The sequence below is a fragment of the Mycobacterium sp. NGS49 genome, from assembly GCF_059812565.1.
The window spans coordinates 13,261-26,137 of record NZ_JCALCX010000007.1 but is presented as its reverse complement, the minus strand read 5'-3'; the positions used below and the strand labels follow the sequence as shown (position 1 = coordinate 26,137).

The 12,877-nt window shown below is 66.6% G+C and carries 11 protein-coding genes; 6 read left to right on the top strand and 5 right to left on the bottom strand.

Annotated features, from left to right (window positions below; genetic code table 11):
• Positions 1-28: 28 nt before the first annotated feature.
• Positions 29-1,216, bottom strand: a complete 1,188-nt coding sequence (locus AC5Y7D_RS08845; RefSeq protein ID WP_499923261.1) for an acyl-CoA dehydrogenase family protein — start codon at positions 1,214-1,216, stop codon at positions 29-31.
• Positions 1,200-2,198, bottom strand: a complete 999-nt coding sequence (locus tag AC5Y7D_RS08840; RefSeq protein WP_499923259.1) for an acyl-CoA dehydrogenase family protein — start codon at positions 2,196-2,198, stop codon at positions 1,200-1,202. Before AC5Y7D_RS08840 ends, AC5Y7D_RS08845 begins: the two co-directional genes overlap by 17 nt.
• A gap of 97 nt (positions 2,199-2,295) precedes the next feature.
• Between AC5Y7D_RS08840 and AC5Y7D_RS08835 the strand changes: the two genes are divergently transcribed.
• Positions 2,296-2,796 (top strand): nuclear transport factor 2 family protein, encoded by a 501-nt coding sequence (locus AC5Y7D_RS08835; RefSeq protein ID WP_499923258.1) that lies wholly within the window; start codon positions 2,296-2,298, stop codon positions 2,794-2,796.
• Between the two features lie 6 nt (positions 2,797-2,802).
• On the top strand, positions 2,803-3,819 hold the full coding sequence (locus AC5Y7D_RS08830) for an NAD-dependent epimerase/dehydratase family protein (RefSeq protein ID WP_499923257.1): 1,017 nt from the start codon (positions 2,803-2,805) through the stop codon (positions 3,817-3,819).
• Here AC5Y7D_RS08830 and AC5Y7D_RS08825 read toward each other — a convergent pair.
• Positions 3,776-4,417: a nitroreductase family protein gene (locus AC5Y7D_RS08825; RefSeq protein ID WP_499923256.1), complete on the bottom strand. Its 642-nt coding sequence runs from the start codon at positions 4,415-4,417 to the stop codon at positions 3,776-3,778. The genes AC5Y7D_RS08830 and AC5Y7D_RS08825 overlap by 44 nt on opposite strands.
• A gap of 483 nt (positions 4,418-4,900) precedes the next feature.
• Here AC5Y7D_RS08825 and AC5Y7D_RS08820 point away from each other — a divergent pair, with 483 nt between their 5' ends.
• On the top strand, positions 4,901-7,504 hold the full coding sequence (locus AC5Y7D_RS08820; protein WP_499923255.1) for a PE family protein: 2,604 nt from the start codon (positions 4,901-4,903) through the stop codon (positions 7,502-7,504).
• A gap of 40 nt (positions 7,505-7,544) precedes the next feature.
• Entirely contained in the window at positions 7,545-8,333 is a 789-nt protein-coding gene (locus AC5Y7D_RS08815; protein WP_499923253.1) for a class I SAM-dependent methyltransferase, read from the top strand.
• 10 nt (positions 8,334-8,343) lie between these two features.
• Here AC5Y7D_RS08815 and AC5Y7D_RS08810 read toward each other — a convergent pair whose 3' ends face one another.
• Both AC5Y7D_RS08810 and AC5Y7D_RS08805 read right to left on the bottom strand, forming a co-directional pair.
• A complete protein-coding gene (locus AC5Y7D_RS08810; RefSeq protein ID WP_499923565.1) occupies positions 8,344-9,891 on the bottom strand; it encodes a CocE/NonD family hydrolase in 1,548 nt (515 codons plus the stop codon).
• A 97-nt stretch (positions 9,892-9,988) separates the two neighbouring features.
• Positions 9,989-10,993: a LysR family transcriptional regulator gene (locus AC5Y7D_RS08805; RefSeq protein ID WP_499923252.1), complete on the bottom strand. Its 1,005-nt coding sequence runs from the start codon at positions 10,991-10,993 to the stop codon at positions 9,989-9,991.
• Between the two features lie 177 nt (positions 10,994-11,170).
• On the opposite strand from AC5Y7D_RS08805, the gene AC5Y7D_RS08800 reads away from it, so the two are divergent.
• Entirely contained in the window at positions 11,171-11,821 is a 651-nt protein-coding gene (locus AC5Y7D_RS08800) for a TetR/AcrR family transcriptional regulator (RefSeq protein ID WP_499923249.1), read from the top strand.
• Positions 11,822-12,094: 273 nt separating this feature from the next.
• Positions 12,095-12,811 carry a PPE family protein gene (locus tag AC5Y7D_RS08795; RefSeq protein WP_499923247.1) on the top strand — a complete coding sequence of 239 codons (717 nt, stop codon included), beginning with the start codon at positions 12,095-12,097 and terminating at the stop codon, positions 12,809-12,811.
• Positions 12,812-12,877: the final 66 nt, after the last annotated feature.

Sequence of the window (12,877 nt, the reverse complement as noted above, 5' to 3'; positions counted from 1 at the left end):
GCGATTTTGCGTCTGCTCGCGGGAAAACTCAGCCCCGCGGCAGGCCGAGGATGCGCTGGGCGATGATGTTGCGCTGAATCTCCGAAGTGCCCCCGGCGATGGTGCCGGAGAAGCTCCGTGCGTAGCGCTCGAACCAGCTCGCGAAATAGTGGTCCAGGTTCATCGGCGCATACGGCCCGGTGAGCCCCGGATGAACAAGACCGTCGCCACCGGCGGCCTCCAGCGCGTGTTCGCTGATCCGCAATTCCGCTTCGGAGCCAAGGAGTTTCAGCACCGAGATCGCCGCCGTGTCGTCTTCGTCGCGCGAAGCCCGGGCCAGCGCCACCGACCCGAGCAGCCGTAGCGCCTGCTTGTCCATGATCGTCGTCGCGTACTGGTCGCGATCGAGCTCATTGCCGGGGCGGAAGTCGGCGAGCATGTTGTCCATGCGGTCGGCGAACCCGAGCCACATCATGGTGCGTTCGTGGCCCAGCGAGCCGTTGGCTACCCGCCAGCCCTGGTTGAGCTCGCCGACCAGGTTCTCCGCCGGCACTTTGGCGTCGGTGAAGAACACCTCGTTGAAGTCCAGATCATCGGCGGCGCAGATCGACGCGAATGGACGCCGCACCACACCCTCGGTGTCGGTGGGAATCAGTAACGCGCTGATGCCCTTATGTTTCGGCGCGTCGGGATCCGTGCGCACGAACGTCAGCAACACGTCGGCGTCGTGGGCGCCGGAGGTCCAGACTTTCTGCCCGTTGACGACGAAGTAGTCGCCTTGCGGATCGGAGCTGCGCACCGCCCGGGTGCGCAGCGATGCCAGGTCGGAACCCGCGCTCGGCTCGCTCATACCCAGCGACGCAGTGATCTCGGCACGCAGGATCGGCACCGCCCAGCGCCGTTTCTGCTCCGCACTGCCGAACGAGATCAGCGATGCCGCAACGATATTGACACCCTGAGGATTCAAGCTGTGATAGATCCGCCGGCGGCACAATTCCTCGAGGTAAACGTACTGCTGCAGCACCGTCGCATCGCGCCCGCCGAACTCCGGGGGCTGGGTGGGCAGCAGCCAGCCGTTGTCGAAGAGCAGCCGTTGCCAACGGCGCGCCCAACCGGGCATGTGCGACACCGAGCGCGGTCGCTCGACCGTTTCGCCTGCCGCAGGGAGGTTTTCGTCGAGGAAGGCGGCGAACTCGGCACGGAACTCCTCGACGTCGCTGTCAAAAGTCAGCTGCACGGTACTCCTCGGCGATCCGCGCCCGGTGTTCGGCCGCGCCTCCGAGCATCAGCTCGCCCGCCTTGGCGCGCTTGAGCGCGAACTGCAGGTCGTTCTCCCAGGTGAATCCCATTGCCCCGTGCAGCTGTATCCCGTGGCGGAACACCATTGACTGGCACTCCCCGGCCGAGGCCTTGGCCATCGCCGCGGCCAGTCGGCGGCGCGGGTCGTCGGCGGAGATGGTCAGCGCGGCGAAATAGGCCAGCGCCCTGGCTCTTTGCACCGCGACGTGCATGTCGGCCGCCTTGTGCTGAACGGCCTGGAACGAGCCGATGGGGACGCCGAACTGGTGTCGGCTGCGGACGTGTTCGAGCACCAGGTCCAGGATGCGCTGGCACGCGCCGACCATCGTCAGGGCCATGCCGGTCAGGGCGATCTGGTGGGCCCGCTCGCGGTCCACCGTCATCCGGTCACGGTCGGGGACCCGAACGTCGTGGAACGAAAGATCCGCCACATGCAGCACCGGGTCGAATACCGATTCGCGGCGTGCGGACACCTGGCTCGCGTCGGTGAGGAATACCCCGGCTTCGGTGACCACCGCGACGCGCTCGGCCCGGTCGCCGTCGAGCACGTGACGGGCGGTGCCGTCCAGCACCCAGCCGTCGGCATCGCGGCGCGCGGACACCCCGCCATAGACGGCGGTGCCGGACTGGTTCGGGTCGAACCGGTCACCGGCCAGCGGTGCGAACTGGCTCATGGTCGCCAGGAACGGGGTGGGATCGGTGGCGTGCCCGAGCTCTTCCAGCACGATCGCCAGCTCCACCGCGCTGGACGGATCGTTCAGCTCGGTCCAGCCGAGCTGTCGATACAGCTTCCAGAGAGGTTCGATGTCGGCGCCGTCCTCGGCGACGCTGCGAACCAGCGCTGGCGGGCACTGCTTGGTGACGACGTCGCGCACCGTGTCCTGCCACAGCCGCTGATCAGCATCAAACTCCAACAGCATCCCGGCCGCCTCCCGTCACGATTACCTAGCGAGAATAACATTCTCTTTGGTGGAAGTAGTAATCTCGAAATGTGCCTACGACCTACGGAGGGCCCGCATGCCGGATACCGCAGCCGCGCTCTGGGAGATCGAGGCGATCAAGCGGCTCAAGGCCCGATATTGCCGCTACCTGGACACCAAGCGCTGGGATGACTGGCGGCAACTGTTCACCGACGACTTCGTCAGCGACACGTCCGCAGCCGGCGGGAAGCTGATCAGCGGAGCCGACGAATTCGTGGCCTTCGTGCGCGGCACGCTCGGCAAGCCGTCCCAGCCCACCGCGCATCAGGTGCATGCGCCGGAGATCGAGCTGACCTCGGAGACGACGGCAACCGGTGTTTGGGCGCTCGAGGACGTGGTTCGGCTGAGCCCCGGCATCAATCTCGTCGGGCGCGGGCACTATCACGAGACCTACGAGAAGGTGGACGGGCGCTGGCTGATCAAGTCCTCGACGCTCACCCGGCTACGCGAAGATGTCTTCAATCCGCTTTTCTCGGTGCGTATTTCGCCTCAGGTTCGTGATGCCGGGGCGATTTTGGCACGCAGGTTGGGCCGCTGAGGCGCGATGAAAAAGCTCGTCATAGGCGCCAGCGGCTTTCTGGGCTCCCATGTCACCCGTCAACTAGTGCAGTCCGGCGAAGACGTGCGGGTCATGGTGCGAAAGACCGGCTCCACCAAAGGATTCGATGACCTCGACGTCGAGCGCCGTTACGGAGACGTGTTCGACGACGCGACGCTGCGTGATGCTATGGCAGGCTGCGACGTCGTCTATTATTGCGTGGTAGATGCACGGATGTGGCTGCGCGACCCGGCTCCCCTGTTCCGCACCAACGTCGAGGGACTGCGCCATGTGCTCGACGCGGCAGCGCAGGCCGATCTACGCAAGTTCGTCTTCACCAGCAGTACAGGGACATTGGCCATCAATGATCGCCGCCCGGTCACCGAAGAGGAACCGCACAACTGGGACGACGGTGGCCCCTACATCGCGTCGCGAGTGGCCGCCGAGGATCTCGTGCTGCACTACGCTCGCAAAAAGGGCCTACCTGCGGTCGCGATGTGCATTTCCACCACCTACGGGCCACTGGACTGGGCGCCGACCCCGCACGGCTCGCTGATCGCCCAGGTTGCCGCCGGCCGGTTCCCGTTCTACATGGGCTTCTCCTCCGAGATTGTCGGGATCGAAGACGCCGCCCGTGCAATGCTTCTCGCGGCGGACAACGGACGGGTTGGGGAGCGTTACATCATCTCGGACCGCTACCTGAGCACCCGGGAGGTACATGAGATCGCGGCTCGAGCCGTCGGCCGGCGCCCGCCGCGTATCCCGATCCCGATGAGTGTCATGTATGCGGTCTCCCGCATCAACGACCTGGCCGCGCGGCTGTTCAACCGTGACCTGCCGATGGCCTACGTCGGGGCGCGGATGGCGGACCTCATGTCGCCGCTGGACCACAGTAAAGCCGAGCGCGAACTCGGTTGGACACCAGAGCCTGTCGAGGAATCCATCGCGAACGCGGCCAGGTGGTTCATCAGACGCTCGGCTAACTCCGCGCGGGGAATGGCTCACCCCAGTGGTCGAGGTTGACGGCTTGGGCCAGCGGGCGTCGCCGCACCGGTCCGTGCCCGCCCTTCGGCCAGCCGACTACGATGTGACCTGCCAACAGCCAATCATCGGGAATCCCAACAGCTTTCCGCAATAGCGGCTCACCGCCGTAGGAGGCCCAACTCGTCATGCAGGCACCGAGCCCCTGAGCGCGGGCCGCGAGAAGAAAGTTCTGCATTGCAGGAAAGATCGATCCGCCCAACAACAGTTCGGACGCCGTCGGATAGTGGATCTGGGCAAACAGCACAGAGGTGAATTCCCCTGCCCGGTCGTGTAGTTCGTAGGTGGCGCGGTTGTTGCGGGCCTGGCGGCTATCGTCACCGGGAACAGGGCGACTCATGCCGTATACGGGCTCGATCACCGCTAGCGCCTGCGCCGCGGCCCTGGCCACCACCGCACGCATCTCCGGTGACCGCAGGACGATGAAACGCCAGCCCTGCGCGTTGGCACCCGACGGCGCCCACCTTGCCGCGTCCAGGCAACGGGTCAGGGTGGCATCATCGACCTGCTCGTCGGTGAACCGGCGGATAGTGCGCGCGGTCGACATCACTTCCCAGACGTCATCGCTTGCGGCGGTCATCGGCCTCCCTCCGATATGCCTGCGTCAGTGACTTCCGCACCTCGCGCGGGTACGCAACCAGGAGCACGGGGCGTGACAATTCGCGTAATAAGTGTAATGGGTCGGGCGCAGAAACCCGCGTGCGGCATCGTCGATCGCGACGCCCGTTGCGCCCCTGAACGGAATCGTGCGAGATATCGCAACCCTTGTACGCCCTGCAAGAAACCGTGTGACGGCATCACGGCTCACGTCGTCTTCGGGAGAGTCAACGCACGTTGCGCCGGCCGGACGACCGAAGTAGCGCCCACCACTGCAACTTACCGTCCGAAAGCTCCGAAATGTCCTGTGGAGCCGACTTTTTGGTTCGAAACGTTCTACTGGACGCCACGCTGCGCAGGCCGCACGCTGCTAGAGCGCCCTGTGAGCAGCGTGTTACTCACACCGGAGCTTCCCGTATTTCACGGCGGCGCATCACTTGTCTCGCACATCGGCGGAAGGAACGCGATGTCGTTTGTAAACGTGGCGCCCGAATATCTGGCAGCCGCAACCGAGGACCTGTCAGGCATCGGTGCGGCTATCCGCGAAGCCAATTCGGTCGCGGCAGCGAGAACCACCGCTATTGCTGCCGCCGGCGCCGATGAAGTCTCGGCGGCCATTGCCGCCCTGTTCGCTTCGCATGCCTGCGACTACCAAGTTCTCGGCGCCCAGGCAGTGCGGCTGCACGACCGGTTCGTGCGCGCGCTGACAAATGCGGGAAGCTCCTACGCCGCCGCAGAGGCAATCAACGCTTCGCCCCTGCAGACCTTGGAGCGTGATTTCCTGGCCCTGATCAATGCCCCTACCGAGAAGCTGCTGGGCCGCCCGCTCATCGGAGACGGCGCAAACGGATCGGCACCGGGGCAGGCCGGCGCCGCCGGCGGGCTGCTCATCGGCAACGGCGGCAACGGCGCTGCCGGCACCAATCCCGGAATGACCGGCGGTGCGGGCGGTGCTGCCGGGCTGATTGGTAGCGGCGGCGCAGGCGCAGCCGGAGGTGCCAATGCTTCCGGAGGTGCGGGCGGTAGCGGCGGTTGGCTGTGGGGTAACGGCGGCGCCGGCGGATCCGGCGGCGTCGAGGGCGGGTTCGGCGGCACCGGAGGCCGCGCCCTGTGGTTTGGCAACGGCGGTGCCGGTGGTGCCGGCGGATCCAGCAGCGGGACCGGCGGGACGGGCGGCAACGGCGGCTGGTTGTGGGGTGACGCGGGTACCGGTGGCACAGGAGGCGCTGCTACCAGCACGGACATCTCCGGCGGGTTGGGCGGTAACGGCGGCCACGCAGGATTGTTCGGTCTCGGCGGCGCAGGTGGCGCCGGAGGCCTGGGAGCTCCCGGCACTCCCGGCATTGGCGGCACCCTCATCGCCCCCGCCGGCCCGGGCGGCCCCGGGGGAACCGGTGGAGCCGGAGGGGTTGGCGGGTCTGGCGGGATTCTGTGGGGTGACGGTGGGGCCGGCGGCGTCGGCGGCATCGGAGGCACGGGCGGCGCCGGTGGTCTTGGTTGGTTTGGCTCCACTGGAGGCGCCGGGGGCGACGGCGGTCTCGGCGGCCACGGGGGCGCCGGGGGGACTGGCGGGGATCTCCGGATCGGACCGCTGGGCAGCCACAGCGGCGCTGGCGGTGCCGGCGGCAGCGGCGGCATTGCTGGCGACGGCGGCGCCGGCGGTGACGGCTCCACCCTTATCAATCGAGGAATTGGCGGCGACGGCGGACACGGGGGTAACCCGGGCGCCGGCGGCGCCGGCGGCGCCGGTGGTTCCGGCAACATCGCGGGCGCAACCGGTGCGACACCCACCAGTGGCGGAAACGGCGGAGTTGGTGGAGCCGGCGCCCCGGGTCTCGACGGTAACGGCGCTCGGGGCGGGAACGGCGGCGACGGCGGGCTGGTAGGTAACGGCGGCAACGGCGGAAGGGGTGGCAACGGCGACGCAGGCGCCTCGGGCCTCGGCGGCGTCAATCCAGGCGACAGCGGCGGCAACGGAAGCGATGGTGGCACCGGCGGTGACGGCGGGACCGGCGGGGCGGCGGGCGCTCATGGTGGCAACGGCGGGCAGGGCGGAGCCGGGGGCAATGCCGGCAACGGCGGTGCCGGCGGCAACGGCGTCGACGGCGCTTACGGTGGTGACGGCACCAACGGCGGCAACGGGGGTACAGGTCAGAACGGAGGAGCCGGCGGCAACGGCGGAAAGGGCGGAACGGGCGGAAACGGCGGAGCGGGCGGCACCGCGACCGTTGGCAACCACGGCGCCCAGGGCGATGGCGGCACGGGCGGGGACGGCGGCGCCGGCGGAACACCGGGCCGCGGCGGCAACGGGGGCAATGCCGGCAACACGGACCAGGATGCCGGCCACAACGGCGGCAACGGGGGCAAAGGGGGCGATGCGGGTGCCGCTGGCGCCGGAGGCACCGGCGGGACGGGGCTCACTGCCGGTGCGAACGGCACGGCGGGTGCCACCTCCCCCGGCGGTGCCGGAGGGGCCGGCGGCGATGGTTCACCGGCATACGGCATTCACCACAACAACGGCGGGGCCGGCGGCAACGGCGGCGCGGGCGGCGCGGGCGGCGGAGGTTCCCAGACTGGCGGTGCCGGCGGGACCGGCGGGGCCGGTGGCAGCGGCGGGTCGGGGGTGCCCTGGGGTGGCAACGGCGGGCCCGCCGGGAATGGCGGTGAAGGCGGCGCGGGTGGCATGGGACTTCATAGCGGAGGGGCCGGTGGGACCGGCGGGGCCGGCGGCACGGGCGGCATCGGACTGGACGACGGCAGCCCGGGTGGATCCGGCGGGGACGGCGGAAACGGCGGAGACGGCGGCAGTGTAGGCGGCGTGGGCGGCACCGGCGGTCAGGGCGGTTACGGGGGCAACGGGGATGGCAACCAGCCTGGTGGTGAAAGCCATGGCGGCACCGGCGGAACCGGTGGAGCGGGGGGAACCGGTGGCGCCGGTAAGAGCGGTCCCGGGGATCCGGGGCTGCCCGGCACGCCAGGAGTCGCCGGCACCGAGGGATACCCGGATCCGAACGCAATGTCCTTCGGCGGTGCCGGCGGTGCAGGCGGCACCGGCGGAAACGGCGGATAGCACTTCGCTGCAATGACAACTGAGATCGGAAAGGCCCGAGATGACCGTGTCAGCACTCTCTGCTATCGGTTCGATGCCTCGCGGTGGCCCGGATTCGTCATGGCTGGACCGGCGGCTGCAAACCAGCATTCTGGAGTACACCGACCGCTACGACGTCCCGGACCAAACCAAGCAGTACGTCATCACCGCGCTCGACAACATGGGTACCCGCAACGGCACCCACCGGACGATCGCTCGATACGTCGTCGATCTGGTTGCCGGAATCGAAAAGCCGCGCGTTCTTGAACTCGGCGCCGGTCATGGCCGCCTCTCGGAGCAGATTCTGCGGCAACACCCGACCGCCGCGCTGACAATCTCCGACATCGACGCGCACTCGGTGCACAACGTCGCCCGCGGTCCGCTTGGACGCGACCCGCGCGTGAGAGCGAAGGTCCTCGACGCGACCGGCATCGACGATCCCGACAATAGCTACGACCTGGTCGTCTTCGCCTACGCGTTCCATCATCTGCCGCCGTCGGTCGCGGCCAGGGCGATCGCCGAGGCCACCCGCGTCGGCAAGGTATTCCTTGTCGTCGACATCATGCGGTGGCCATCCCCGGCTCTGTTGGCGGTGCCGCTCGTCATACCTCTCATCGTCGCCTGGCGCGTGCGACCGTTTGCGGCCATCCGCGCGGTCACCCATGATGCCCTCATCAGCCATCTGCGTGCGTACAGTCCTTCGGCCTTCATCGCTCTGGCGAAGGCCGCGGACCCGGAGATGCGGGTCGAGTTCTTACCGACGCCAAAGTTCCGCCCGCGCGCCCGCGCCCTGACGTTTCGGCGGTCCTGAAGACCGGAGGTCAGCGCGCAGCGTCTCTGGGGATAACGGGCACCCGCAGCCGTGCGCGTCGGTCGGATCCCCAATGCAGGGTGCACCGCGCGGGTGGACCGGGGACGTACCGGGCAGGAAATGAGCCGTACAACGGATTGCGTGGAGCGAGTTGCCGACCGGCGATGAGAAGCCGAATCTGATCGCCGGCGTGAAACACGGTGGCCGACGGCCCAAGTGCGATTTCGAGGGGGACGACTTCGCCACGTGAAAGAGGTTGTGGGCGCATGAATGTGTGGACCGGCTCGCAGGGGGTGGACTGCTGTCGATCGAGTTCACGCAAGGACGCGCGCTGCCATCCCGTGGTAACCCGTTCCCGCCCGTAGCCGTAGGATCCTTCGAACGGAATCCATTGCTCGCCAATCCACTTCTCCACTCCGACGAAAATCGTGACATCGTCGGCGCCGTCAACCGACACCCAGAGCGCCACGCTCATCGGGCCGGTGAGTTCCAGCTCACCGTCGACGGCAAAAGTGAACGCCGCTGCACGCCGACGGGTGTGGAAGGTGACCGCTCCGTCGGCCGTCGGCGGCACCACACCCAGCCGGCCGTTGTCGCCAAGGTAGAGATCGCGCCATTGCGTGCGCGCCAAGGGCCACTCCTGCTCGGTACGAATCTCGGCAATAGTGTCGCCGCGCTCACGCACCTCGAGTCGGACCGGCGGCGGTTTTGGCACGTCCCGGTGCGTCAGGTAACAATCGAAGAAGTTCAGCTGGGCTCGCCGTGCCTCGTCGCTGTAGAAAGTCGCCCATTTTCCGCCTCGGTGGGTGTAAGCGAATTTGTCTGTCGCACTGACCCTCTCGAACGCACGGAAAGAGCCCCTGCTGTGCAGGTTGTGGTCTGAGAAGCTGGCGCAGACGAGCATCGGAACCTCGATCTTGCCGAGGTCGGGTACCAGCGACTGCCACCACTGGTCCCGAAGGGGGTGGTCCCTGCGCTGCGCTGCTATGTCCTCGGTGGTGCGCATGACATGTTTGATGCCGATCTGCCAGATCCGCGAAAAGCCGTTCTCGACCACTCCACCTGGGGCGAACAGGTCTCGGTAGGCATCGGTGAATCCCTCCCAGGGGCAGATCGCCTTGAGACTGTCCGGGGCCAGCGCGGCCGCCTTGTATTGCGCAATCGCCAAGTACGACACACCGAGCATGCCGACGCTGCCGTTGGACCACGGTTGCACGCCGGCCCACTCGATCAGGTCGTAGACATCCTGGGCCTCCTGATCGGAACACGGCGCTCCAGCGCCGCCGGAGTTGCCGGCACCGCGTAGGTCGGCGTTGACAAAGGCGTATCCATGCGTAAGCCACCAGACCGGATCCGGCGCTTCCCAGCTGGTTTGGCTGGAGATGTCGAATGGACCAGTTTGACGCATGACGTGAAACTGCGGATTGAGACTCCACCCGCGCCACCTGCGCTTGGGCAATCTGTCCTTGCCGTACGGGTGGGCCGACATGAGCACCGGAAACGGCCCCTTACCGGGGGGCCGAAAGACATTGACTCGCAGGACCACACCGTCGCGCATCGATACGGGGACGTCATGATTTACCAGCAGATTCGCGGGGGCCGCCGCGACACGCACGGGCGGACGCAGAATCCCTCGCAGCCTTTCGACCGCATACCTAATGGCTCCGGGACGCTTCCAGGGCCGATCGTAAACTGGATGCGGTATCGCCACAATAACTCCTTGTTTCACAACCGATTTCACTTAACGACGGTCGACGCACGCTGTTCAGGTCGTGTTCCGGCATGCCGCGAGACGCGATGACGGTGTCGCGAAACGCGGCAGCCGACGGCGGCAGATACCTATTCGCCATCCAGCCGACCGCGATCGGCCGGAACAAATGTCGATCGTCGATCGCGATTTCAGCGATGCCGGGAAGCGGTACGGCCGCTCTCGGCAGCACCCCGACCCCCAACCCGGCGCCGATCAAGCCGCGCAGTGTCGTGATGTCGGTTCCCTCGAGCGTGATCGTCGGGGTGACGCCATGGCGCACGCAGGCCTCGTCGAAGATCCTGCGCAACGTGTGTGCTCGGTCAGGGGCCACGAACGCGCAGTCAGCGAGCTCCTCGAACCCAATTACCTCTCGGCGAGCCAAGGGGTGCTCGAGGTCGACCACGGCGTAAAGCCGCTGTGTGAACAAGTTGTGCCACCTCACGCCGGGAGCATCGTCACACGTCATGGGATATCCGAGGCAGACGTCGATCACGCCCTTGGCCAGATCCTCGGCGAGGGCTGGTCCTGAACCCTGGCGCAATACATAACGCGACCCGGGACAACGCTCGTGATGACGACGCAGCAAATTGGGCACGGTCGAAACACCGAGTGAGCCAAGGAATCCGAAAGCAACCGTGCCGGCATCGAACCCCGCGAGTTGGCGAACGTCGGAGACGGCCGCGTCGAGACCGCGCTGAGCACTCCGAATCGCCCGCAAGAACGCCTGCCCGAACCGGTTGAGTTCATTGGCACGCCCGCGTCGGGTGAAGAATTCGACCCCGATCTCGGCTTCGAGCATCGCGATGGCCCGACTGACCGACGATTGCGAGACCGCCAACTGCTCGGCTGCGTCCCGCAGCGTGCCGACATCTGCGACCGTCTGAAAATACCGCAGCTGATAGAGCTCCATACAGCCTCCGACTCTCTTCGAACACTGAGTTGGTGCGCGACCGGCTCCGGTGCAGGCGTGGCGCTCGCGCGGTCGGACCGATGAAGTTCTGGTTCAGACTCCCTGGTCGCACCAGATTAGGGTATCACTCTAATTGATTTTAGTGCTACTCTAATCCAATACGGTAGGGTGTGGTGGGTGGAAGGCAAACGGCCACGCAACACCGCCCGACTCCGTGAGGCGGGAGCGGCCTCACGCGCTGAAACTCGCAGACTGCTACTCGAAGCCGCTGCCGCGGAATTCGCTCGCGTGGGCTATGTCGCCGCCACTGTCAATCGCATCGCCGAAGGCGCCGGGGTCACCGTGCAGACGCTCTACCTCGCGTGGGGCAGCAAACGCGCGCTGCTTCGGGCGTACCTGTACAGCACACTTACTCCGGGCACCAGTCCGTCGCCGAAGTACTATGCCTCGCAACTAGTTCCGGACACACCTGCCGCTGTCCTCAGCCAAGTTGCGTCATTGTTCTGCCGGATCGCCCAGCGGTCCGCCGTAGCGTGGCAGGCTTATCGAGACGGAGCCGCCGTCGACACGGCAATCGCCGAAGAATGGCAGGAACTCCAGAAGCTGCGCCATGGGACGTTCGCAGAGCTGCTGTCGAGTATCCCCGACGAGGCCCTGCAGCTTCCGCGACAGGAAGCTGTCGACACGGCCTGGGCGATGGCCAGCCCGGCCGTCTATGAAATGATGACGGGTGCCGGTGGATACACCCTCGAGCAGTTCGAGGCCTGGCTTGCCAAGAATCTGCAGCGGGCCGTTCTTCGATCATCCGAGACCGCGACGCCACCCTGACCCACGGGCCCGGTGACACAGAAATCCCGCACGGCGGCGCATTGCAGACGTCGAGCCCTATTGATGTCGAGCGCCAAATCGAACACATTATTCGACATTATGTGCGCCTTGATTTGCCGATTTCTGCTGATATCGGTGCCGAGTAGCCATATCGTCAGCTCAGCATTTCACTATGCATTGAACAATTCAATCGTCCAACTCACCGGCACAGTACCTCGAAGTGATCATCCAACGGCCCTGACGAACGCTGCCTTGCCACGGAAGGAATCCGAAATGAATTACGCTGCCCTCCCTCCGGAAGTAAATTCAGCGCTCATGCACGCAGGCGCCGGCCCGGGACCGATGCTCGAGGCGGCCGCTTCCTGGGCCGGCCTTGCCAACGAGTTGCGTTCGGCCTCAGCATCGTTCGCGTCGGTGACCAGGGAGCTCACCGGCGGCCCCTGGCAGGGTCAGGCGGCTGCGAAGATGGCGGAAGCGGCAGCGCCATACGCAGCGTGGCTTGCAGCGGCGGCAGTTCACTCTGACTGCGCGTCCAATCAAGCCGCCGCAGTGGCGGCCGCCTTTGAGGCGTCGTACGCCGCCACCGTGCAGCCGGTAGTGATCGCGGCCAACCGCACCGTGATCACCACATTGGTCAACACGAACTTCTTCGGGCTCAACATCCCGGTAATCGCCGCCCTGGAAGGGGATTACGACGAGATGTGGGCCCGGGACGTGAATGCGATGTTCGCCTATCACGTCGACGTCTCAGCGGCCCTGTCGAGACTGGCGCCCGTTGCGCAGCAGCTCGGGCCTCTTCTCGGCTCGTCCCCCGCCATGCCAACCAGCCTGCCCGGCACATCGGTAACCACGGCACCGCAGGCCCCGGCCGCACCAGCCCCGCCTGAAACACCTTCCACGCCGGCGGTGCCGCCACTTACCAAGATGCCCGCGCCACCACCCGGCAGCGGCAGAATCTACCCGCCGGGACCGGTGAAGATTCCCGTCTAACGCTGACGACCGGCCGATGTTCAGCCGTGGCGTGCTGGTCGGTCATGACCCTAGTGGTCATGAAAA

Bases quoted from the DNA above. Each gene is read 5' to 3' on its own strand.
- AC5Y7D_RS08835 (WP_499923258.1), top strand. From the start codon at position 2,296: ATGCCGGATACCGCAGCCGCGCTCTGGGAGATCGAGGCGATCAAGCGG.
- AC5Y7D_RS08795 (WP_499923247.1), top strand. From the start codon at position 12,095: ATGAATTACGCTGCCCTCCCTCCGGAAGTAAATTCAGCGCTCATGCAC.
- AC5Y7D_RS08830 (WP_499923257.1), top strand. From the start codon at position 2,803: ATGAAAAAGCTCGTCATAGGCGCCAGCGGCTTTCTGGGCTCCCATGTC.
- AC5Y7D_RS08810 (WP_499923565.1), bottom strand. From the start codon at position 9,891: ATGCGCGACGGTGTGGTCCTGCGAGTCAATGTCTTTCGGCCCCCCGGT.
- AC5Y7D_RS08805 (WP_499923252.1), bottom strand. From the start codon at position 10,993: ATGGAGCTCTATCAGCTGCGGTATTTTCAGACGGTCGCAGATGTCGGC.
- AC5Y7D_RS08815 (WP_499923253.1), top strand. From the start codon at position 7,545: ATGACCGTGTCAGCACTCTCTGCTATCGGTTCGATGCCTCGCGGTGGC.
- AC5Y7D_RS08825 (WP_499923256.1), bottom strand. From the start codon at position 4,417: ATGACCGCCGCAAGCGATGACGTCTGGGAAGTGATGTCGACCGCGCGC.
- AC5Y7D_RS08820 (WP_499923255.1), top strand. From the start codon at position 4,901: ATGTCGTTTGTAAACGTGGCGCCCGAATATCTGGCAGCCGCAACCGAG.
- AC5Y7D_RS08840 (WP_499923259.1), bottom strand. From the start codon at position 2,198: ATGCTGTTGGAGTTTGATGCTGATCAGCGGCTGTGGCAGGACACGGTG.